Origin of the sequence: Bremerella cremea, from assembly GCF_003335505.1 — a bacterium.
GTDB lineage: Bacteria > Planctomycetota > Planctomycetia > Pirellulales > Pirellulaceae > Bremerella > Bremerella cremea_A.
Genome location: NZ_QPEX01000010.1, coordinates 1,398,500 through 1,422,962, shown reverse-complemented (window position 1 = coordinate 1,422,962; position 24,463 = coordinate 1,398,500). Strand labels below are relative to the sequence as shown.

At 53.2% G+C, this 24,463-nt stretch carries 13 protein-coding genes; 8 read left to right on the top strand and 5 right to left on the bottom strand.

The annotated features are described in order from the left end of the window. The first annotated feature begins 210 nt into the window (after nt 1-210). The 6 genes from DTL42_RS06805 (at nt 211) to DTL42_RS06780 (ending at nt 12,695) form a co-directional block, all read left to right on the top strand. On the top strand, nt 211-1,407 hold the full coding sequence (locus tag DTL42_RS06805) for a glycosyltransferase (RefSeq protein ID WP_199590038.1): 1,197 nt from the start codon (nt 211-213) through the stop codon (nt 1,405-1,407). Nucleotides 1,408-1,534: 127 nt separating this feature from the next. Then, nucleotides 1,535-4,318 (top strand): PD-(D/E)XK nuclease family protein, encoded by a 2,784-nt coding sequence (locus tag DTL42_RS06800; protein WP_158545267.1) that lies wholly within the window; start codon nt 1,535-1,537, stop codon nt 4,316-4,318. After that, nucleotides 4,315-7,476: a UvrD-helicase domain-containing protein gene (locus tag DTL42_RS06795; protein ID WP_158545266.1), complete on the top strand. Its 3,162-nt coding sequence runs from the start codon at nt 4,315-4,317 to the stop codon at nt 7,474-7,476. The genes DTL42_RS06800 and DTL42_RS06795 overlap by 4 nt, the downstream gene beginning before the upstream one ends. Next, complete coding sequence (locus tag DTL42_RS06790) at nt 7,473-8,732, top strand: metallophosphoesterase family protein (RefSeq protein WP_114367883.1); 1,260 nt, start codon at nt 7,473-7,475, stop codon at nt 8,730-8,732. Before DTL42_RS06795 ends, DTL42_RS06790 begins: the two co-directional genes overlap by 4 nt. Then, nucleotides 8,729-12,289, top strand: coding sequence for an AAA family ATPase (locus tag DTL42_RS06785; protein WP_158545265.1), 3,561 nt, complete (start codon nt 8,729-8,731; stop codon nt 12,287-12,289). The genes DTL42_RS06790 and DTL42_RS06785 overlap by 4 nt, the downstream gene beginning before the upstream one ends. Then, on the top strand, nt 12,282-12,695 hold the full coding sequence (locus DTL42_RS06780; protein WP_114367881.1) for a gamma-glutamylcyclotransferase family protein: 414 nt from the start codon (nt 12,282-12,284) through the stop codon (nt 12,693-12,695). The genes DTL42_RS06785 and DTL42_RS06780 overlap by 8 nt, the downstream gene beginning before the upstream one ends. Here DTL42_RS06780 and DTL42_RS06775 read toward each other — a convergent pair. The 5 genes from DTL42_RS06775 to DTL42_RS26225 form a co-directional block, all read right to left on the bottom strand. After that, entirely contained in the window at nt 12,680-13,702 is a 1,023-nt protein-coding gene (locus DTL42_RS06775; protein ID WP_114367880.1) for a helix-turn-helix transcriptional regulator, read from the bottom strand. The two genes, DTL42_RS06780 and DTL42_RS06775, sit on opposite strands and share 16 nt — an antisense overlap. A 68-nt stretch (nt 13,703-13,770) precedes the next feature. Further along, a complete protein-coding gene (locus DTL42_RS06770; RefSeq protein WP_199590036.1) occupies nt 13,771-15,156 on the bottom strand; it encodes an excinuclease ABC subunit UvrC in 1,386 nt (461 codons plus the stop codon). 165 nt (nt 15,157-15,321) lie between these two features. Continuing rightward, a complete protein-coding gene (locus tag DTL42_RS06765) occupies nt 15,322-16,128 on the bottom strand; it encodes an FHA domain-containing protein (RefSeq protein WP_158545264.1) in 807 nt (268 codons plus the stop codon). 71 nt (nt 16,129-16,199) lie between these two features. After that, nucleotides 16,200-19,577 carry a serine/threonine-protein kinase gene (locus tag DTL42_RS06760; RefSeq protein WP_158545263.1) on the bottom strand — a complete coding sequence of 1,126 codons (3,378 nt, stop codon included), beginning with the start codon at nt 19,575-19,577 and terminating at the stop codon, nt 16,200-16,202. A gap of 276 nt (nt 19,578-19,853) precedes the next feature. After that, complete coding sequence (locus tag DTL42_RS26225) at nt 19,854-21,518, bottom strand: alpha/beta hydrolase (protein WP_158545262.1); 1,665 nt, start codon at nt 21,516-21,518, stop codon at nt 19,854-19,856. 226 nt (nt 21,519-21,744) lie between these two features. Between DTL42_RS26225 and DTL42_RS06750 the strand changes: the two genes are divergently transcribed. After that, nucleotides 21,745-22,629, top strand: a complete 885-nt coding sequence (locus DTL42_RS06750; RefSeq protein ID WP_114367877.1) for an alpha/beta hydrolase — start codon at nt 21,745-21,747, stop codon at nt 22,627-22,629. Between the two features lie 262 nt (nt 22,630-22,891). Beyond that, the gene (locus DTL42_RS06745) at nt 22,892-24,340 is read left to right on the top strand and encodes a Gfo/Idh/MocA family protein (RefSeq protein WP_114367876.1); all 1,449 of its coding nucleotides are present in this window, start codon (nt 22,892-22,894) and stop codon (nt 24,338-24,340) included. The last annotated feature ends 123 nt before the right edge of the window (nt 24,341-24,463 follow it).

Genomic DNA, 24,463 nt, shown 5'->3' with positions numbered 1-24,463 from the left:
GAAGCGACCAATGGCAGGCGGGGCTCAGGTAGTCGCTCACTAGGTTTGGGGGCTTGCCTGGGAAGAGCCGTGTCGTCAGCGTTTGTCGTTATAATCGTTGCAACCGTGCGTAACACGGTCGTGCGGAATCGGCTTGGGAAGGAATGAACTGCGCTGGTTTGTTAGGGGGAACGTACGTTTGATAAATTCCATTCAAACGACGAGCCTATCATGTCTAATGCCATGCTTTCCCCACCGAACGAGCAACAAGAAACCGATAACACTGAGAGCACGCGGCGCTCCTTGGCAAAAGTGGCGCATGTGATCAATGGCGAGTTCTATTCCGGGGCGGAACGCGTCCAGGATCTGTTGGGCAAGTGCTTGCCTCAATTTGGCTACGACGTGAGTTTTGTTTGCGTCAAGCCAGGTCAGTTCGCCCAGGCTCGCTCGGCGAGTGTCGGGGCGATTTACGATATGCCGATGCGCCATCGCTTCGATTTGTGGCAATCCAAAGCGTTGGCTGACCTTGTAAAAAAAGAACAGTTTCAAATCGTCCATGCCCATACGCCGCGGACTGCGATGATTGGTATGGGGGCCGCCTATCTGGCGAATGTTCCTTTCATTTATCATGTCCACAGTCCGACTTCGCGTGACTCGACGAATCGATGGCGAAACTGGTTCAACCAGCGGATCGAACAGGTTTCCGTGGCGCGGGCGAATAAGCTGATTTGTGTCTCTAATAGCTTGGCTGCCCACATGAAGTCGATGGGAGTCGCTGATAACCGCCTGGCAGTGGTTCATAACGGTGTCCCTCAACTTGCCAACGTGCCTGAACGCGAGCTTCCTGTTGGAAACTGGACCTTAGGAACGGTAGCCCTCTTTCGCCCACGCAAGGGGTTGGAAGTCTTGCTCGAAGCGATTGCCGAACTACGCCAAGCTGGCCAGCCCGTTTGTCTTCGTGCGGTCGGGCGTTTCGAGACGGTTGACTACGAGCAGAAAATTCAAGAGCTAGTTGCCAAGCTGAATCTGGCAGGTGCGATCGAGTGGGTCGGTTTTACCCAGGATGTGAACGCAGAGTTCGCAAAGATGGATTTGTTTGTCTTGCCTAGCCTGTTCGGGGAAGGGCTGCCCATGGTGGTCTTGGAAGCGATGGCAGCCGGAGTTCCCGTGATGGCAACCGATGTGGAAGGTGTCACGGAAGCAATTGTCGACGGTGAGAGTGGCATGATCGCCAAGCCGAACGACGCTCAGAACTTGGCGCAAAAAATCGAGGCTGTTCTGATCGGCAAAGTCGATTGGCGTGAGATTCGCCGAAACGCCCTGGCACGACATGCCGAGTCCTTTTCCGATGTTGCTATGGCTCGGGGGGTGGCGACCGTTTACGACGAGGTCTTACCGCGATCCACTCCAGTTCGCATGGCCGAGTGACCAAACGTGTCACGTCCGCTTGAGAGGCTGAGCTTTCTGCTGCCGCCGCTTTAGGTGACTTCTCCTGCGTCGCGAGGAGCTGTATCCTACGGGTAGCATGGACAAGACCTTCTCCACGGACGGCCTGATGGCAATTACACGTGAATTTTTATCTTGGGATCACCCCATCTTACCGTCGGCAGCTGCTTGGCTGATCCGCACGTTGGCGGTTGTTTCTGACGAGCTTCCTTTGGTTGACCTATCTGGCTGCTTGATTGTGGTACCAGGCGGGTTGGCTAGTCGACGGCTGCAAGAGCTATTGGTTCAACAGGTCGAAGAGGGGGGACGCTCGCTTATTCCGCCTAAGGTAATCACGGTCGGGCTTCTGCCGGAACATCTTTACGATGCGCAGTTTCCGTTTGCTTCGGAGCTGACCCAGCAATTTGCCTGGGGCGAGACGCTGCGAAGTGTCTCGCCTGCGGAACTGGCCCCGCTGATTCCGCACCCTCCTGAGACAAGCGACTATGCCAGCTGGCGAGATTTTGGCGATGCCGTGCGAAAGGTCTATCGCGAGTTGATCTCGAATGCTTTTGACTTTGCCGAGGTCGCCCATAAGGCGCAGTCTCTTGAAGGGTTCACCGAGCAAGCCCGCTGGAACGTGCTGGCCAAGCTGCAAGCGGCGTATCTTCAACGGCTTGATGCCTTAGAAATCTGGGATAAGCAATCGGCCCGGCTGTATGCGGTAAAGCATAACGAGTGCCACTGTGATCAGCATATTGTGTTGCTGGGCACGGTCGATTTGAATCGTGTGACACGCCAGATGCTTGACCAGGTAACGGCAAAACAAGGAAAAATTACCGCCTTGATTGGGGCCCCTGATGCCTGGGCAGATCATTTTGACGAGCACGGCTGCTTGGTTGCCGATGCGTGGTCGGACGAGGCAATCGATCTTGATTGGCAGTCGATTGCGATTGTCGATGGCCCTACCCAGCAGGCCGATCAGGCCGCAGGAACGATAGCTCAAGTTGCTCGCGATTATTCTGCGAAAGACATCATTATTGGCTTGCCAGAAGAATCTTTATTGGGAGAGATCCAACGAGTATTCCAGCAGCATGGTCTCACCTGTCGTTATGGTCCCGGCGAAACGGTCACCGGTACGCTCCCGTTTCGCTTGCTGGAATGTGTCGGCGAACTTTCGCAAACGCATAAGTACCAAGCCCTGGCCGCATCGGTCCGGCACCCGGATTTGTTCGACCATTTGAAGTTCTCGCAGCCAGGGATCGAACAGCTTGATGCTTGGTTTAACGATCGTTTGCCAGATGAAGTGAGCAGCAAGATGAGCGACGAGCAACTGGCTGAGGCCGTGGCCAAGTTGTCTGAGTTGACGTCACCGTTCGCCAATGCCAATCTTCCGCTGACCGAGTGGGCCGAACGCGTGCGTCAACTGCTGCTGACGATCTACGGCGAGCGGATGATCGATCTCGATTCGAGCGATAACTTGCGCGTGGCTCGCCCCTTGTCGGCGATTAACGATGCTTTGGCTGCATGGAGCGAAATTCCAGAGTCTCTTTCGTTGCCATGTGGTTCCGCCGACATGTTGCGAGTTCTACGCAATCAACTGTCCTCGGTGATGGTTCCTGCCGAGCATGACGAGCAGGCCATCGAAGTTCTCGGCTGGCTGGAATTGCCATTGATGGATGCCCCGGTGTGCGTGGTGACAAGCTTTTGCGACGGCTTAATCCCTAGCTCAAATTCCGCTGATTTGTTTTTGCCCAACACACTGCGAAAACTGCTCGGCTTAGAAGATGATTCGCTGCGTTACGCACGCGATGCTTACCAAGTTCAGGTCATTCAGCACACCCGCAAAGTAGCCGCTTGGATCGTACCGAAACGCAATGCGGACGGTGATCCCTTGGCCCCTAGCCGGTTGTTGTTCACCGGCGATTCCGAAGACCTGCCGCAGCGCGTGCAAAAGTTTTTCGGTACGGCCCAGCCACCGCAAAATAGTGCGAAGTCGCTTGCTGTTGAGCAAAGTGACCATCGGCAGAGGATTCCAATTCCTGTGCCTGGTGGGCTAGAGATGCCAGCTTGGGATCGTTTTTCGGCGACACGCATCAATCAGTACTTGAAGTGTCCTTATCGTTTCTATTTGAAATATGTCGCCGGTCTGCAGGGAGACGACGACTGGGCGACCGAACTCGATGGCGGAGCATTTGGAAATTTGGCTCATGATACGCTTCAAGAGTTCGGCGTCGGTGATGTAAAAGACTCGACGGATGAGAAGCGGATTCTTGAGTTCCTTTCAGATACGCTGAGTGATGTGGCGGAGCAGCGTTACGGCAAGAATCCGCTGGCCACGATTAAACTTCAGATCGAACAATTGCGTCTGCGATTGCGTGCTTTTGCCACAGGACAAGCCAGGCATCGCCAAGAGGGGTGGGTGATTAAGCGAACCGAAGTCGAAATCGAAAGTCCCTATCCTACGATTGAGGTCGACCAGGATGAAATCGAATTAGAAGGGCGGATCGATCGAATCGACCAAAACCTAGAAACGGGTGAATGGGCCGTGTGGGATTACAAAACCGGAGATAGCGTGGGCGATCCGGAGAAAGATCATCAAACAGGGCCCCGGAATGAAAAAGTTTGGACCGGCGTTCAATTGCCGTTCTATCGCCACTTGGTTAAAGCGGTCGGAGTCCGTGGGCCGGTTTCGCTCGGCTATATCACGCTCCCCAAGCTGGGCGAAGAAGTTCGCTTTCGGGTGGCCAAATGGAACGAAGACGACTTGGACGAGGCGGATGCCACCATCGTAAATGCCATTCGTAACATCCGAGCAGGGAACTTCTTTCCACCAGCCGAAATGCAATATGTCGACGAATTTTCGCGTATCTGCCAAGACACGGTTCTCGGAAAATGGGAGGCGACCCAATGAGCGTTACTACTCCCTTTCCCAACACGCTTATTCGGGCTTCGGCGGGTAGCGGTAAGACGTATCGCCTTTCCAGCCGCTATCTTGGCATCGTGGCTCATAGTGGTCGACCCGATGAAATATTGGCTACCACGTTTACGCGTAAAGCGGCAGGAGAGATTTTAGATCGCATCATGATGCGTCTGGCCGATGCCGCGGCAAGTCCCAAAAAACTGGCGGAACTAAACGTGTCGATCGAAGGAAAACCGATCACACAAAGCGAATGCTTGCAGGCCCTGCGTCAAATTCCGCAGCAAATGCACCGCTTGCAAGTGAAGACACTCGATAGCCACTTCATTCGCTTGGCTCAGTGTTTTAGCTTCGAGTTAGGCTTGCCGCCTGATTGGAACATCCTTGACGATGTCGACGACCAACGCTTGCGGATGGAAGCGGTCAATCGTGTCCTGGCGCATCCCGAGACCAACGAAGTCGTGCAATTGTTGCATTTGCTAAGCAAAGGTAGCTCGGAGCGAAGCGTCTCGCGGCTGGTGATGAACCTGGTAAACGACCTTTACGGAATTTTTCTTGAGTCGAACGAAGCGTCGTGGCAAGTTCTCACCGTCTCGGCCGCACCTCAGGCCAAGGATGTCGAAGACGCAATTACGTTTCTGGATAGCTATGAAACGGATGCCAAGGCACTCAAGAAAGCAATCGTTGCCGACGTCGAACGATTTCGGGGGGCGAACTGGCCAAAATTCTTCGATACAGGACTTACCCCCAAGGTTCTCGCAGGCGAAGAGGTTTACAGCCGCAAGCCAATCCCGGAAGAAGTTACCCAAGTTTATCAAGTCTTGATTCGCTACGTGCAAAGCATTTTGATCGGACGAACGGTCGATCAAAACCGGGGTGCGTATCAATTGTTGGCTAGGTTTCATGAACAATACGAACGGCTCAAGTGGCAGCGACGCGGGTACCGCTTTGAAGACGTTACCCGGAAATTGAGCGACGCTTTAGAGACGAATTCCGAGATTCAAAATCAGTTTCGCCTCGATCGTAAAATCGAACACTTGCTGCTGGATGAGTTTCAAGATACTTCGCCGACCCAATGGGAGGTCATTCGCCCCGTTGCCCAGAAAATTGCCCAGCAGCCGCAAGATCGATCTCTGTTGTGCGTAGGCGATATGAAGCAGGCCATCTATGCTTGGCGGGGCGGAGTCGCAGAGATTTTCGATGCGGTCGAGAATACGCTTCCTGGGATCGATTCAGTCGATATGGATCGAAGCTATCGTTCTTCCCCCATCATCATGGAAACAGTGAATGCCATCTTTGGTCGGCTCAAAGATTTTCCAGCAGCCGGCAAGATGCGTTCCGGCATCGATCATTGGTTGCGATTCTTTCACGATCATGAAACGGCGCGCACCGAGTTGCCTGGACATGTCACGCTGGAAACGGCGGCCCTAGATATTGAAGGCAAGCCGAGCGAAGAGATGGTGTTGCGACGCACGGCCGATCTGGTGGCCGAGTTAGCGGAGAAGGCGCCCCACGTCACCATCGGCGTTCTGGTTCGACGTAACGCCACCATCGCCTCCATGATTTATCTGCTGCGTCAGCGAAATATCATGGCGAGTGAAGAGGGAGGTAACCCACTAACCGACTCGGCTGCCGTTCAATTGATGCTATCGCTCTTAGAATGCATCGATCACCCTGGTAACTCCGCTGCCCGGTTTCATGTACTGAAATCCCCTTTAGCTGCCTTGTTTGAATCGCAAGGAAAGCCTGCCGATAACTGGGAAACGAGCGCTAACCGTTTACGTAATGAACTGCTCGTCGAAGGCTATGGGGCGGCCATCGGACGTTGGGCGAAGCTACTTCAAGAGCAATGCTCTCCCCGCGAGCAACGACGGCTAGAGCAATTGCAACGTCTGGCGTTTGCTTATCAAACGAAAGCGACGCTTCGCCCCCAAGACTTTGTACGTTTTATCGAGTCGCAGCGGGTAGGCGATTCGTCGAGCGCTGCGGTGCGTGTGATGAACGTGCATCAGTCGAAAGGGCTAGAGTTCGACGCGGTCTTTCTGCCGGAACTCGACAATCGAATTCCTCCTCAGGCAGATAGCTTCGTTTTGGAACGAGAAGCACAAATCGGCCCGATTCGTGGCGTAACGCATTACATTTCCGAGAATTTGCGACAGTTGTTGCCCCAGCCGATCCAGGAGATGTTCGAGCAGACCCAGCAAAAGAATGTTGTCGAGGCGTTGTGCGTGTTGTATGTCGCTCTGACGCGCGCGGTCCACTCGTTGCACATGGTCATTCAGCCACGGCCACAGCCCAAGTCTGGTGGCGATGGCCCGGCCAAATCTTTTGCCGGGATTGTGCTTAATGGGCTGAGCAATACGCCGTATCCTCTCGAACAGCAACTTGTTTACACAAGCGGTTCCCCCGATTGGTATCAACACGTTGAGCAGGATATCGCCACAGAGGATGAACCCGCTTCGGCCAGTGAAACGCGTCTTCCCATTGTTTTGCAAGCGGCAGATCATTCCGCCCTGGGCGAGTTTGTCGCCCCTTCCTCCTTGGAAGGAGGTCGCCTGCGTCGCGTTAAAGATTTGCTCAATAGCGAGACGAATTCCACGGGTATGCACTACGGTTCGGCGATGCACCATTGGTTCGAGTCCATTTCGTGGTTAGAGCAACTACAGGTTGATCGGGCCCAAATGATTGCCTCGGCGCGAACCCTGCTGGGCGAGTTTCCGTATGAAAACGCGTTTCGCCAATTCGAGATAATTTTGAAATCGAAGGAAGCGGTTCGCCTGTTGGCACAAGAAGCTTACGAAGCGAATCCTTGGTGGCCCAATGCGTCACCGAAGTCTGAGGTTACGATTCGCTGTGAATTTCCCTTCGCGATTACGCACGAGGGAGGCGTGTTGCGGGGCTCGATCGATCGCCTTGCCCTGGTGCTTCAAAATGGCAAACTGATCGCTGCCGACGTGATAGACTTTAAAACCGATCAGTTTGATAACGAAGAAACACTCACCGAAAAACTTACACATTATCGCCCGCAAATCGACTGCTATCGCCGAGCGGTTGCGAAAATGTTTCAACTCCCGTTGACCTCGATTCGCGGTACCTTGTTTTTCGTGCATGGTCCCCGAGTTGTCACTTGGCTGGAAGATTCGATCTCATGACTAAATTCTTACACACAGCCGACTTGCATATCGATAGCCCGTTGCGTGGCTTGGCGCTGCGTGACGAGACCATGATGCGAACCGTGCAGCGTGCTACCCGGACGGCGCTCGAACGTATCATCGATTTGGCGTTGAAAGAAAAAGTGGCCTTCGTGTTGATCGCTGGCGATCTGTTTGACGGCGAGTGGAAAGATATGCACTCGGGGCAATGGGCGGCTGGGCAGTTTCGTCGCTTGGACGAAGCAGGCATCGGTGTTTATTACATTCGAGGTAATCACGACGCGGTTAGCCAGATTCAACGCAAGATCCGCTGGCCGGACAATGTGGTGGAACTTTCGCACGACAAGCCCGATACCATTATCTTAGAAGACTATGGCGTTGCCATTCATGGCCAAGGTTTTGCCGATCAGAAAGTCGAGCTCGATCTGGCGGCACGCTATCCGGCCCGAGTGCCAGGGATGTTCAACATTGGCATGCTGCATACCAGTTTGACCGGAAGCGAGCAGCATGACACGTACGCTCCAACTTCGCTGGAAGTGCTGAAGAGCAAAGCGTACGACTACTGGGGGCTGGGGCACATTCACTTGCGTAACGCCGAGCCACTTTGCGTGGAGCCGTACGTCACTTACAGCGGCAACCCTCAAGGACGACATATTCGCGAAGCTGGCGACAAAGGGTGTTTGATTGGTGAAATCGAGGGTGAGACGCTTAAAGGAGTCACCTTTCACCCAACCGACACCCTCCGGTGGCAGGAACTGATTGTCGATGTATCGGAAGACAAGTCGCTGGATGCCGTCCTGGCAAAAGCTGGCCAGGCAATTCAGGCTCAGCATGCTCGGCACGCCGGTTTGAGTTCTGCATTTCGCCTAACGTTTCAAGGGGCGAGCAAGGTTCACGAGGAACTTTCGGACTTGATTCGCCGGGCGGAAATTCATCAACAGATTTTCGCCGCTGCCGAATCGGTAGACGATGAAGTGTGGATCGAGAAAATCCGTTTCGAGACACGCCCTGCCAGCGAGGCAACAGCTCGCGATGCCCATGAACTGTGGCAGGCAATCGCGCAGCAGTTCGAGCAAGTACAAGTCAGCTCGGAAGCAACTCAGCAAATGCAAGACTTGGTTAAACCGGTGCTGGATAAAGTTACCGCAGCTCACATCAATTTAAGTGAAGAAGGCACCTTAGAGCAGCGGATGCCACAATGGATGGAAGCCGCCAAGCAACTTCTGCGTAGCCGCCTGGGGGCACAAGAATCGTGAAATTACGTCGACTTGATCTCAATAACTTTGGTATCCATGCGGACCAGTCCTTTCCGTTCGCCGAGAAGGGGCTACAGCTAGTCTATGGCCGGAATGAAGCGGGCAAGTCAACACTGCTTCAAGCGGTGCGCGAGCTGTTGTTTGGTTTCACACACGCTGGCAGCAACCCGTTTGCTCCGGAGGCGAAATCAAAAAAGATGCTCGCCACGGCCCTGCTTGGGCTGAAGGATGGGACAGAGCTGGAAATCGTGCGACGGCAAGGAAACAAAAACACATTAAGTGGAAGGTTTCCGGCCAGCGATGAAACGATTGATGAAGGGCGTTGGTGGGAGCTGCTTAGTGGTGCCGACCAGCAGATGTACCAGCATGTCTTTGGCTTCTCGCTGCAAGAGTTAGCCACCGGAGAAGATAGCCTGAAAGAAGCGAACCTCGACGAAGCACTGTTTGGAGGGGGGCTCGGCAGACTGCATGACTACAAACAGCTTATCAAAAATATTGATGAAGAAGCAGAAAACCTTTTTAAGAGTCGGGGCCAAAAACAGCAGATCAACAGCATTCTAACCGAGATTAAAGGACTCAAGCAGGAACTAAAGGATTCCTCGCTTCGCCCTGCCGAATATGAAGAGTGGCTTACGCAAGCCGAACGCTGTGAAGACGAACTGACCCGTTTGCAAACGATGCGCGATGAAGCCTTTCGTCGTCAGCAACATCTCGACCGCTTGAAACGTGCCTATCCGCTATGGATTGAACTGCAAACCAAACAGCAGCAATTGGAAAAACTGGACGCTCCCAGTTCATTTCCGGCTGACGCCTTGCAAGAGCTCACACAAACACGCAGCCAAGCCAAAAAGCTAACATCCGAGATCGACGACCTATCGCGCGATCTGGCTCGGATGGAAAAAGAGGTTGGCGAGATTCAATTCAACCAAGCGTTGATCGAATCGAGCGAGGCAATACGCTCGCTCGTCTACGGGATCAAAGAGATTCGCGGATATCGTCGTGATATTCCGATTCGTCAGCAGGAACGCGAACAAGACCTGAACGAAGCAACGCGTATTTTGCGGAGGATTGATCCGAAGCTGCAGCTTGACCAGATCGATCAGTTCGAGCTCACATTTGCCGATCGAAATAGCATTCAGCAGTTGGCTCGTAAAAGGCAGAAAGTGCAAACCGAACTTGAGTCTCAAACTCCGGAATTGGAACGTGTGGAGCGTGAAGTTCGCGAAATGAAAGCGGCGTTGACCGAGGTTCCAGTGAAGTCGCTGGAGTTGGTTGAACGGCTCCGCTCAAGCCGCCAGTCGCTCGCCGATGCGATTAAACGAAAGGCGGAACTTGATGCGGCGATTTCTGACTTGAAACTAAAGTTGTCGCAACGCTCTGCCAGTGTCGAAGTGCTGTTAGAGGGGAAACTGGATACGGAAACCACGCTGCCGATTCCCTTAGAACCGACGATCACAAAATATGATCAAGAGTTGCAAGCGTTGGCGGAAGAGGTGCGCAGTGCCGCACGAACGGTGCGCGAAGCCAACGAGGAGCTTGTCGCCAAACGAGATGAATTGCGGCGATTAGAACAAGGTGCCGACCTGGTTACCCTGGAGGCACTAGAAAAAAGTCGGAGCGAACGCGATGCTTCGTGGGAATCGTTGCGACGAATTTTGCTGGAAGAAAGCGAGAAGCCTTCACCTGAGGAGTTGCAGCCGCAAGCCGATTCATTCGCAGGACAAGTGCACCTATCGGATGACATGGCCGATCAACGCTACCGCAACGCACAATTGTTGGCCGAGCATCAAGCGATTGTGGGCCAGATAGCTATGCTGGAAGAGCGTTTCACAGCCCGGCAATGTTACGCCAAAGAACTGGATGAGAAGCGACAAACATTATTAGAAGCATGGGAGAGCGAGTGGAAACCATGCGGCATCCGACCAAAATCTCCGCGTGAGATGCACGCTTGGCGATTGGCCTATTTAGAACTGGTACAAATCAATGCCGAAATCAAGCGAAAGCGAATCGATCTGAGTCCACTCGATCAACGGATCGAAGCGACTACTACGCTGCTAAGGGAAACGGATGAGCTCTCAGAGCACATTTCCACCACCGAAATGTTAAGTTGGATCGATTCTTTTTTGCGAGAAGCGGAAAGCCAGCGAGAGAAACAGACCGAGTTCAAGATTCGTATCCAATCGCTGGAAGAGCAGCAGCGTTCGTCCCACCAATCTCAAGAGAAGCGGAAGCAGCAATTGGCTGAAATTGAAACCCGCGCACGAGAAATTCTGGTCGTCTTTCAAACGTTAGGCGAGGTCAATGTGGAAATGGCCAGCGACTTAATTCAGGCCATCGACGAGGTTCAAGGGCGTTTGGTCAGTGCGGCGAAACTGGAGCAGCGGATCCACGACAAGCAGCAGGGACTAGACGAGTTCCAGCAACAAGTTCAAACGGTTCTGACGGCCACGGGCGAAGCACTCGAGGATATGCCACCAGAACATGCGGCCGAACGACTGGGAGCATTATTGACCGAAGCAGAAACGCGACACGCACGACGGAAGGAACTGGAGTTCGAGCGCCAGGTCACTTCTCAAACCCGCGATAGCCGTCAGGCTGAGCATGCTGAACTAGAAGCCCGGCTGGCGAAGTGGCGCAAACAAGTTGCCGTCGACAGCGACGACGAGCTGGAAAACGTCTCGCAGTTGGTGCGTGCTCGTCAGAAGATCGAAAGCGAAATCGCGACGAAAGAAAACGAACTGGCGTTGGTACGTCAATCGGAAGAGTCGGTGCCTTTCTTGGAAGCTTTATCGCAGCTTGATCGCGATCAATTAGAACTGGACTTAACAGAAATCACGCAGCAATTCGCCAGCATTCAAGACAACCTGGCCGAAGCAAACCAACAACTGGGCGAGCTTAATTCGCGTTTACGAGAAGTCGATCTTTCGAGCCGAGCGGTGATCGCTCAGGGGAAGATCGAATCGCTGCAGGCCGATCTTTCCGACTGCCTTGATCGACTAGGCCCTCTTTTAATCGCCAAAGAGATGCTTGGGCGGGCGATGAAGGCGTTTCGCGAGGAAAACTCGGGGCAGCTGTTAGCGTCGATTAGCGATCTGCTACAGCAAATGACCGAAGGACGCTATGTGAAAGTGGAACACGATCTAGAGCAGGAAGGTGGCTTGCTGCTGTTGGGGCCGGGCGAGATTCGCAAGAAACCTTCCCAACTAAGCACCGGCACGCGTGAGCAGCTTTACTTGGCAATCCGTTTGGCCTATATCCGTCACTACTGCCAAGGGGCAGAGCCGTTGCCGGTATTGATGGATGACATTCTGGTTAATTTCGACGACGAACGTCAGGTGGCGACGCTTAAGGTGCTGGCCGATTTTGATCCGGAGATTCAAATCATTCTGCTGACCTGTCATCAACCACTTGTGGCCAAGGTACAATCCCTGAAAGGTGAAAACCAAATTCACTTCCTCGATGGTGAAGCGGCAATAGCGGAGCCGCCCAAAGCAAAGCCATCGCGTAAGAAGTCTTCCCCGAAATCCTCAACGCCGAGCTTGTTTGAAAATGCCTGACGAAGTCGTCGCTTTTTTTGCCTATGGAACGCTAAAACGTGGGGAAGTCCGCGAGAAGCATTGGCCTGCCCGACCACTTGCGGTCCTGCGAGGATCGATCCCTGGCTCTCTCTGGGAAGTGGCCGACTACCCTGGTTTGAAGCTGGAAGGGGAAACGCGGGTGCTGGGGGAAATTTGGTTGTTCCCGGCCAGTCAAGAAGCGAGAATATTGGAAGTATTGGACGAGGTGGAAGGCTACCCGTCGCTTTATTCGCGCGAGGTGATCGAGTGTGAAACGTTAGACGGACAGCCGATTTCTGCGATGGTTTACGTTTACAATCAACCAATATTGCCTAGCCACGCGTTGGTCCCTGCCGATGCCCAAGGCTTCGTAACGTGGCGCGGGCCAAATCAGCGTTTCTCGTAGACTTCGGCCATTTTCAGCACGCGGGCCTTGATCGCTTCTCGCGTCGATTTGGGGGCCAGGACTTCCGCTTCCGGGCCTAAGGCTAACACGCGAGGGATAATTTCGAGCTCATGCGCAGCCTTTACGGTCAGAACAATGGAACCATCATCCTGAGGTTCAACCAATTGTTCTGGGTGCCAAGGGTCTTCAATAACCCAGTTGGCGGCGATCGCCGAGATCTTGATTTTAAAGTCCATCGGCTTGTGGGCCGCAAAAATCCCGATCGAACCTCCCAGGTGTTTTTCGAGGTCGAAGTCTTTGGGAAGCTTGAAATAGTCGTCCGTGACTTCTGCCTTCTTGAAACGATCGAGCTTCCAATGACGGATTCGGTTGGGATCGTCTGGAGGAAGTTCATTCGCAGCGGCCACGATATAGATGCTCCCTTGGTGGAAGACGATTCCGTAAGGCTCTAATCTGCGCTGATTGGGAGAAGGTTGCCCAGGTTTTTGGTAGGCGACTTCCACAACCCGATGCTGGTGGATCGCTCGGTTTAAGTTTTTGAGGGTACCTTCCTGCGACGAGTAATTCTTCGCGGCCAAGCCGGTGACATAAAGCACTTGGCGATATTTACGATAGTGGTCCCAGGTTGTTTCAGGAAGCTGTTCCTGAATCTTGGTCCAAAACGATTCAATACCCACCCAAAACGGCGTGCCAGAAAGAGGCAACAGCAAGTCGCGCCCCAGCGAAAGGGCGATCAACTCGGTCGCTGACGCGGTGATCTTGTGCATGCCTCGGCCACTGGAACCAAGTTTCCAGACACGCCCTCGGCCAGAATCGTGGACGTCGATATCGAGACCAGCCGATTGAAGCGACTCGATATCACGGCGCACCGTACGCGTGTGCAGCGATGAGAGGCCCAATTCATCCACTAGCGAATCGCGGATCTCTTCTAAGAGGCAACCATAGCGATATCGTTCAAGGATTTGCAAGATCTTGTGCTGCCGAATGAGTTGCTCGTTGCGAGCCATGCCGCTTGCCTCCGTGCCGAATTGGGTAGGTTCAGGTTACCGAGTTTAGCCGACCGTTTCGCTTGAAGCTATCGATCGAACGTTCGTTTTTCCCGCAGCAAATGGTGGTAGTGCTGCGCGAAGCGGTGAGATTCGTCACGAACGTACTGCAGTAACCGCAACGCAAATGAGTGTCGACTCAAGCGAATTGGTTCGCTTTCGCCGGGGCGATAAATTTCTTCGTCTCGCTTGGCAAGCGAGATGACCGTAGGAGGTTCAATCCGCAGATCGCGAAAAGCTGCCATGGCGGCGTTAAGTTGCCCTTTACCACCATCAATTAAGAGAATATCAGGGAAGACCTCGGAATTGTCACTCAGGCGTTTGAATCGCCGCGCGACTACTTCGTGGATGCTGCGAAAGTCGTCTATGCCGTCAACGCCACGAATCTTAAAGCGGCGATAACCTGGCTTGAAAGGGAGGCCATCCAAAAACTGCACCAGGCTGGCTACCGTGTCACTGCCACCGAGGTGAGCAATGTCGACCCCTTCAATCGTCCGTGGTGTCGTCGTCAGGCCGAGTACTTTACGCAGGCCAGCTAGTCCCTTTTTGGGATCGACATAAAACACCTCGGGTTGGGCATGAGTTTCCAACTCGCCCCGTTCGTCGAGGCGGTCGAGCATGGTGATCTCGTCGCGTAACTTGGCCGCTTTCTCGAATTCCAGGTTTTTGGAGGCTTCTCGCATCTCTTCTTGGAGCTGCTTCACCAGACGCGTCCCGTTGCCTTCCAGAAACATCTGCAGGCGACGAATATCCTTGCGGTATTCTTCTTTACTGATCCTGAGGTTACAGGGCGCGGTGCATTGATCGATGCTGGCGAGAAGGCACGGGCGAAACCACTTCCAGCGTTCATCCGTTTCGTCGATATCGAGGTCGCAGGTGCGAAATTTGAAAATACGCTGCAGCACTTGAATGGCTCCACGCAGCGCACTGGCACTAGCGAAGGGACCGTACAGCTTGGCGTTCTTGTCGCGTGGTTCCCGCGTGAACTCCACCCGTGGGAAGTCCTCACGTTGGGTGATCATCAGGTAGGGGAACGTTTTGTCGTCTTTTTGTTCCTTGTTGTATTTTGGCTGGACATCTTTGATGAGCCGTGATTCGGCCAGGAGGGCGTCGACCTCGTTTTCGGTCTCCAGGAAGTCGGCATCGGCAATCTCGTTCACCCAATAGCCGGTGCGCTGATCGACCGCAGCTTCGGCCAGAAAATAGGAACTCGCCCGCGAGCGTAGGTTCTTCGCCTTGCCCACGTAAATCACGCGTCCCTTATCGTCTTTAAAGATATAGACACCAGAGGTGGTGGGGAATTTGCGCACCTTATCCGCTGTCAGCGTAAAGGGGACGTGCTCCGCTGGCTTGCCTTGCTGGGGGTTCTCTGCCGGAGGGGGGGAGTCCTCTGGAACGTTGGAATTGTCTGCCATGAACTTTGGGGATTTAGGGTGTACAAGATTCCATCATGGAATTTTACCTCGTACCCGCTTTTTGGGCAGCCTAGTTAACCGTGTGACTTCCCAATTCGCCGTATTGGCAGGCGTAATTTAAGAGGCCCGTGCGATTGGGGGAGGCACTAACTCGCTAGACAATTGTCAGGCCCCAAATTTGAGGTGAAACAATTGCTCGCCGATCCGAAATTCGCAGTGTTGGCCGGGAGCGAGGGTGGCCTGGGGCATGCGTAGCCAAACGCCGTTAACGGATTTATTATTTTTGATCGACCACCGACCACTCTCGCTACGCAGCAATAAAGCATGTTTGCGGCTGGCGAAAGCATCGTTCTCGCGGCGAATACGGCACGTTTTGCCTCGACCGATCCAGTATTCCGGTTCTACCAGCAAGGTGGTCGAGGTCTTTCCACCAGGTAAGAGCTCGACCCAGGCCGGGGCTTGGACATCCGTGGCCGATTCCAAGGAAACGGTGCCGCCTGAGGTAATTTCGGGAGGAGAGGCCTGAGAAGGAACGCCAGGGGGAAGTTCAAAACGGTACTTTCCGGCACCGATGATCACTTCAACCTGATCTTCTAGCCTCGACTTAACGATTTTGAAGAACAAACCGTTGCGGCTTTGCAGATCGGCAATCTTGAGTCGGTGCTGATTGTCGACGAATTCTCTGGTAATCGAAACGTGGCGTGACGAGATAAGTTCGTCGTGAGAAAGGCAAAGGTCTCCCTCCGTCCGCCCAATTTGGAATACGTTGTCGCGTAGGCGAAGCGTCTCGCCACTTCGTTTGCCATCGTCGCAGACGGTCAAAATCGAGACTGGAGGACGTTGTGTGGGACGGAAAAGTTCGGCATCGGGGGGATGAGTTTGATTCTGGGATCGCTTGGAAGTTCGTGCTGGAACTGACGCGGAGTCGTCGTTCGATTCTAACAAAGTATGACGATCTTGAAGGTCACTCATGGAAGGCATCTTTGGCAAGAACAGGTATTACGGGTGCCTGATTGCTGGCAGGCAAAACTCTGGTGGGTTGGCTACTTGGTTAAGGGGCGGAAGGAGATATTGTCAAATCTTGCAAAATACTTCGAGCTTCTCTTCCGATCAGAAATCAAGCTAATCCGAGCGAAACGAGCATATTGCGGAATGGGGACAAGCAGGGCAACAGGAGCCCAAGCGTTGTTCTGAGGAAGGCTACTCTCATAGGCCAAAATTGTTGGCCCTTCGCGATCTTTCAGGTAGGTAATGCGTAATTTCGCTTGAACATATTTCGGGTCGTCGTTTTTCAGCATACCGCTAAGCAGAAAGTAATCGGACGTGATGGCAGTTCTCGAAAAATCAATGATCTGAGATATCTCGCCATCCTTTGTGCCGTTGGCAATTAAATATCGCTTTCCAAGATCCGAAGGGTGCTGATGTGGCTCGACCTCCCAATCCCCTGATGCTGCTTTCCAGGGAAGAGGAACGCCATTCACGTCGGTTGTTTCAAAGCTGCCGTTCTCGACCAGCTCTGAGCCAAGCAGTTCGTCCAATAACGGTACAGGGTAGTAATTTTTGAAATACTCTAGCTCTTGTCGTAGTCGATTGGCGCGATTGACGGCGCCTATGACCTTGTACTGGGCGATTGCGTTTTCGCAGGCCGAAATCAATTGGGGCACATCTGGCGGCGGGCTTGAAAGTTGGCTCATGACATTGGGATCGACCACCATAGTGGAGGCAAAATTATCTCTAAATTGAAGGAGCTCTGCCGTGCGACGCATGCCCCCGGAACCGCCGCTTGAATTTGCTTTGGTTTCTTCTTGTTTCAAATAGGTTTCAAGCGAGCGTAAATGGGACGACAACTGGTTGTGGTACGATGCGATGCGCGCGTTGAGTTGCTGTTCTATCATCAATGCTTGCGGCGTCGTCTCAAGATCGGTAGAGGGATCTGAACTTGGCTGGGTTGTTGCCGAATCGCTAGGCTTCGTTGCAATGTCCATCGCCGAATTGGTTGGCGTGGGACGTTTGTTGCTCGGTTGCGCAGCTCGGGTAGAGTCTTGACTTGGTATGCCGTTAAAGCGGATAGAACCGTCTAAGGGGCGATAACGAAGCGAGCGAACCTCGATACCAGGCTCTCGGTAAAGTCCAATTCTGCCCAGTGGGCTACTGACGTCGGTAAAAGCGAAAGTCGCTTTGCCGTCAAGCCAAAATTGAGCCTTGTTGCCTTGGATGACTAGGTCAACCGTGTGCCAATTATTTCGCGAGATCTGCCAATGGGCAAACTTGCCGATTGGGGTTTCCGTGGGATCTGAAGGAAGGTGCAAGTTCACATAGCCAACGGAATCGCCCGCAATTGGAAGTGAGTATCCTTTGAACTTGCCGTTACCTAAGGATTGGCAATTCACCAATAGCGAAGCTTTACCGGTAGCGGTCAACTGACGATAAAGTATGCGTATGTGGGCGTTGGTGACGGGAGAATTGGAAAGTAGCAAACGTTTGGCTGTATCCGCTGTGCCAAGCAAATCGTTGAGGCGATTGACGCGGATGCCTTGCTGGTCGTCGCGTTGCAAACTTGCCAGAGAGGGAGTTACCTGACGATTTTCAAACAGCGGATGCCAATTGTCAGGCTGGTCTGCGGCAATTTTACGGTACGGATAGAACGAGCCAATCTCGGTTACCGCAGGAATGCGAGGAGGAGGGGGTGGCGTTTCTTGCGGCGGAGACGGTTGCTTCGCCACTATTTGATCTGGAATACTTGGACGACTGGGAATAACGGAGTTGTCTGGACGATCGGTTTGCAGGGTAGGGGAGTTCAGGATGAAGTCTGGAGGAGGCTGATAGTGGATCTCGCTTACCATGTCCTGTTTAAGCAGAACTTCTTTCGATTGAACAACGATTCCATTGACCAATATTTCAACTTGGTGCTGCCCATGAGGAAGCGATGCCTGGAACTCATTTGGCTTCGAGTATTTACCATGGGAAAGATGTTTGCCGTCGGCTTTGATTTGCGCGTCCGGGGGAAGATTCCGCACGACTAAAAGACCATCGGCCGGAGCACTTTTGAATAACGACCAAAGCGACCAACCAAATAGCAGCACAAACGCCAGCGAAATAAGAATCGCGTACTTGGCCACGTTCCTTGAAAGTCGCCGGGGCCAAGAAGTGAGTTGATTTGGCATTGTTTCCCGAAGCCGCGTCTGGGAAGGCACCGGCAGGGCTTCGGGGGCGTGGGAATCGGGAGACTGGCTTTCTTCGTTCAAAGAAAGAATGCTCGAACCGTTTTGGGAAATAGGGCCAATGGATGCCGCGCTGGTGAGACTGGAATCTGGCGTCTCGAAAAATGCCTCTTGATTAGGTGGAGGAGCCAGAGGAGGAATACCGTTTGCCAGCATCCGCAGTGTTTGCTGCACCTCGCGTGGAGTTTGGAAGCGATCTGCCGGGTCTTTCGCCATCATGCGTGCTACCACGGCGGCTAGTGCCTCAGGGACATCCGGGCGAACGAGGTTCACAGCAGGCGCATTCTTTTGAGTTTGCGCCATCATCACTTCGTACAAGGTTCCTACAAAAGGTTGGCTGCCGGTAAGTACGTGATAAAGCGTGCAGCCGAGGCTATAGATATCCGAGCGAATATCGGCGCTGGCCGCATTGACGATTTGCTCTGGGGCCATGTATTCCGGCGTACCCAAAGTGGCACCGTCGCGGGTCAAACCACTGGGTGCCGCTTCTGTCATGGCTTTGGCCAAACCGAAGTCGAGCACTTTCACTCGAAGTTCGCCGTCTTGCAGAAAGACCATGACATTGGCTGGCTTCAAGTCGCGATGAACCAGACCGTTCTCATGGGCATGCTGCAGAGCCGCCGCGATTTGTTGACCAAGCGCACAAGCCACTTCAACCGATATGGGATGATTGGCTTTGATATATTGCTGCAGGCACGATCCGTCGACATACTCCATGGCGAATGCCAGGTGATTATCGAGAGGCACCACACGATAGAACGTCACGATCGTCGGATGATTCAGGCGACCACCTGATTGAATCTCGTTAACGAAACGCTGCTTGGCGGAATCTTTGGCGTAGAGGGTTGAGTTGAGAACCTTGATTACTTCAAGACGTCCCATCGCAAGATTCTTGGCCAGATAGACGATCCCCATCCCACCTTGACCGAGATGCTTGAGAATCTCGTAATCAGAGCACTGGGCGAGCTCCGCAGGAATTTCTACCTTAGGCGCCGACCGAACACGGCGGGTACGTGGCTTTGGTGGCTTATTTTCTGCGGGGCTGTCATCGTCGGTTTGCGTCTGGCGAGGCTGGCCTTCTTGCATCTGCTGGCGAAGCGTAGCGACACGGTCTTGCAGCTTGGGGTGTTTCTCGACAAAAGCAGCCACTTTCTCGGCCATGGCAGCATCGAGCTTGCCATGCACAAAATCCAGCAGCATCTGCTTGTCAACCTTGCGCCGCTTCGCCATGCCGTCGAACTTGACCTCCCCCTCGCATTGTGATCCTAAATACCTCTACTAAGTGTAGCTGTGAGATGGGATTAACGCTACACAGTTCCAGCATGGTAAGACAACTCGTCCGATGGAGTAATGAAGGGCTTTTGTTGATGTTTGCGCAAGGAATCCAAGTAGCGATCGATCCGTAATGCCACGATTGCCGGGGATTCCGTTGGTCCCCCTTGTTGGATTTCTGGCGCAGTCGTCAATAGTGCGAACCTATTCTTTCGATGCCTTCAAATACTGATCGAAGAACGCCAAGATTGTCTGGCGTATCTCCGGCGTTTGGAACTCTTTGCCGCCATGCCTAGCACCTTCCACGATATGCAAGGTAGATGGGACGCCCACGGCGCGTAGCTTGTCATGTAGCTTCTGACTTTGGGCTAGAGGAACGCCTGGATCTTGGCTGCCGTGCATGATCAAGAAAGGAGGGTCGTCCTGACTAACCTGGTAGTACGCACTGGCTTGTTTCGCTCGTTCGGGAATGTCTGGCACGGGAGCACCCAGAAGTTGAGCCCCATTCGATTTCGCCACATCGGCTGCGGTCCGTCCGTTGCCGACCACGTTTGGCGGCATTGTCAACAAATCGGAAGGCCCATACCAATCGCATACTGCTTGAACGCGACTTGAGATCTCTTCACCTGCAGGTGCTTCTAAGGTGCCCAGCAGGGCGGCCAAGTGCCCACCGGCGGAGCCACCCCAGACACCGATGTGTTTGGCATCGAGTTGGAATTCGTGAGCATTCAGGCGAAGCCATTGCACGGCGGTTCGGCAATCATCGATTTGGGCGGGCCATTGGGCTTGATCCGTTAAGCGATAGTTGATGCTGGCGACGGCATAGCCATGTGCCGTAAGCCAACTTGCCGGGCAACGGTCTTTGCTGCCGTTTTTCCAACCTCCTCCATGAACCCACATGACAACAGGAACCGGCCCGGTCGTATTCGCTGGGTAATATAAGTCGAGCAGATGGGGTGTGCCATCGGTTTGTCCATAGGGGAGATCTCGATAAACTACCGCCTGATCGCGCGGAAGACTTCCTGGCTGGCGGAGCGGCTTGAGGCCTGCACCGACTCGCGCACGATCGATAGTAAAGTCGACCAAGCTTTGGCAGTGAAAGAAGCCTGGCCAAAAATTGTGCCCTTGTCCTTGAGGCACGATCAATTCCAAAGACTCGGCCGCTTCTGCTGTTTGGTAGGTGTTGGCCAATGTCTGAGAGTTCTCTTGCAAGGGAACCACGCGGTCTTCATTTCCGTGAATGATGTAAACCGGTACCTTCGCAGTCGCCAGGCGGTGCACCTGCGAGATGGGATTGTGTTCGTCGAGACTCTTTTCTAATTCCTCAGCGGAAAGCCCGTATGCCGGTGCGGCACGTTGTAGGCCGGGGTAGGTTCTCAAGTCGAACACCGGATATATCCCGGCAATTCCGGCAACTTTGTCGGCATTGCGAATTGCCCAACTGCTGACCCATAAACCACCCCGGCTGCGTCCTAAGAGACATGGTTTCTTTGCGAAGCCACGCTTCTCGGTCAGTTCGGCATATAAGCGGGAAAATGCTTCCTGCGCCGCGGGGCTGCCATACGCTTCTCCCACATCAATGCCTGCTACGGCAACTCCCGCATCCACGAGCTGCTGGTGCATCCACTTCTCGTGTTGATCTGGATATGCCGGTAGCGTTGGCGCATACAAAACCCATGGTTGAGGCTCTTGGCGTTTATCTGCAGAGGGCCACAAGATGAACGCCGGGTGACCGTCTAACAGAAAGGACTCACCAGGTAGGACTAAATCCTTTACAGGCAAATTCTTTTCTTCCGCCTGTGCAGTGCTGAAAAGAATCAGCAAGCCAGGTCCGATAAGCAACGCGATCAATACCACGGGAAGTTTCATGATGGGAGCCAAGATCGTGTAAGGAGGAGTTTGGGGTGAGACAACCGAAGAAGATTGCGAGGACTCCCTGATTTTCGCATGGTCGTTTTTCACAATCTACCAACCATTCAAAATAGGACGGCAAAATTTAGTAAGAACTGGGCCGATCACGATTGGCACGCGGCGAGGATTTCAGTCAGAATGTCAACTACTTCCTGGTTCACTACTCCCTAAGGAGCCCTGCCTGATGAAACGAATTCTCTTCCCCTTGTTTTTGTTGTTTGCTTTACAGCAGGTTAGCGCGGCAGAACTAACGCCGCAAAAGAATATTGCTTATGGCACGCATCCACGCCAAGTCCTCGATTTCTATCCTGCCAAGTCAGACAAGCCGACGCCGGTTGTCTTCCATATTCATGGCGGTGGTTGGCAAAGCGGTGACAAGAAGACCAACCCCAAGCAGTTTCTCGATCACGGGATCTCGGTGGTTTCAATCAACTATCGTTATGTAAAAAACGGGGTGGCAGATGGAATTTCGCCCCCGGTGAAAGCTCCCCTGGAAGATGCAGCCCGCGCGCTGCAATTTGTTCGCTCGAAAGCGGGTGAATGGAATCTCGACAAACAAAAAATTGGCGCTACCGGTGGTTCGGCAGGAGCTTGTTCTTCGTTGTGGCTGGCGTTTCACGATGATATGGCCGAGCCTGATAGCGATGACCCGATTGCCCGCGAATCGACACGCCTATACTGCGCTGCGGTCAACGGTGCTCAGGTCACCCTCGATCCGAAACCGCTTCGTGAGTGGATGCCCAATTATCGCTATGGCGCACATGCATTTGGCTTGCCTGGCTTAGACGCGGTGCTCGAAAAACGAGAAGAGATCTTGCCGTGGATCGAAGAGTATTCTCCTATGTCGCATGTCAGCAAGGATGATCCGCCGATCTTTATGTTTTATCGCGGTGAAGTTCCCGTTGTTGGTTCGTCGCCAAAGGATCCAACCCATTCGGGAATCATGGGCGTAAAACTAGCCGAAAAGTTGGAGGAGGTAGGCGTGGAAGTCGATCTGACGCACCCTGGTATCGAAGAACCCAAGTACAAAAGTTCGACCGAATACCTGATCGAGCACCTGAAGAATTAATCAGGTCGTTCATAAGGACTAATCGCGGTAAAGGATGCCCTGCTGGCGTCCTTTTTTTGATTTTGGCAACTCGTCGACGAACGTTGACTTTCTCCTTGTTTCTTATGGTATCTCTAGTGAAATTAAAGTGCCGTGATAGGTATTGTGGTGCTACCTAAAATTTGACGACAGAGGGCAATCAGGGCAGAATGCAACTACTTTCCGTTCGTGAGTTTTCGCGAAAACCCTGCCTCCGTTTCTTCTCTTCACTTGGGAGCCTGCCATGTCACGTTTTAATCGTCGTACGTTTCTCCAAACGACTGCTGCTGGGACTGGGCTAATTCTTGCCGGAACCTCTGCCTCAGGTGCTGTTTTGGGGGCCAACGACCGCGTTCGTATTGCGGTTGCTGGACTCAATGGTCGTGGGAAGAGCCATATCAATGGTTGGCTAGAACAAGACAACGTTGAAATTGCTTACGTAATCGATCCTGATGAAAAGGTACTAGCCAACACACAAAAAGCACTGCAAGAGAAAGTCAACGGAAAGTACACCATCAAAGGGGTGCGCGATGTTCGTGAAGCCTTAGATGACAAAAGTCTTGATGCGATCTCGGTCGCAACGCCCAATCACTGGCATTCGCTAATCACCATCTGGGCTGCCCAGGCCGGTAAGCACGTTTACGTTGAGAAACCATTGAGCCACGACGTGGTTGAAGGTCGAGTGGCGGTTGAAGCTCAAAAGAAATATGGCGTAGTCATTCAGCACGGTACCCAGCGAAGAAGTGATGCCGGAATTGCTGGCCTGCACGAAGCAATTCAAGCCGGTAAGTGGGGCAAATTGAAGATCTCGTATGGCTACTGCTGCAAGCCCCGGAGCGGAATCGGCAACAAGCCGTATGGCAAGCCGCCGGAGAAGCTTGATTGGAATTTGTGGCGTGGTCCAGCGGAAGTCGCCGAGTATCACGGCAACTATCATCCTTACAACTGGCATTGGTTCTGGAAAACGGGCAATGGTGATTTGAACAACCAGGGAACGCACCAACTAGACGTGGCTCGCTGGGCAATCGACAAGGACCAAACCCATCCGGTCAAAGCAATGGCTATCGGCGGGCGTTTTCAATGGGACGATCAAGGGGAAACCCCCAACACCATGTTCGCCATGGCCGAGTATCCCAACGGCCAACAGGTATTCTTCAACGTACGAAACGTGAATTATAAGGACTACCAGAAGCAAGTCGAAAACGAGTACTACTTCGAAGATGGTGGCAAGATTGTACGCGGAAAGTATTACGCGAAAGGAAGTGATAAGCCGGAAAGCTTGAACATCGAACGTGGTCACGTAACCCCAGGCGGAAATTGGGCGAGCTTCATCGCAGCCGTTCGGGCAAACGATCCGAGCATGGCCAACGGCAATGTACAAGATGCCCACTATGCGTGTGTGCTGGGGCACTTGATGAATAACTCGTATCGCCTGGGAGAAGAAGTTCCCTTTAGCAAGAAGGCGGGCAAGTTTGGTGACAATAAGGATGCCGCCGAGCACTTCGCTCAACTGCACGAGATTATGGCCAAGGGAGTTGGTGTCTCCGATGGGGCGAAGTATACGGTCGGACCAACGTTAACCTTCGATCCTGAGACCGAACGTCATATCGGCGATCATGCGGACAAAGCGAACGCTTTGTTAAAAGATGAAAACCGTAAAGGATTCCAGATTCCAGCCGCCTCGAAGGTGTAGTTTGCTGGAACCAATTCAGGCCGAATTGATAAACGCCGCGCGAATACTCGTTGCGGCGTTTTTTTGGGGGAGAGTGGAAGTTACTTTTCCTCATCTCAGCTAAGCAGAGGTTGGCGAGCACCA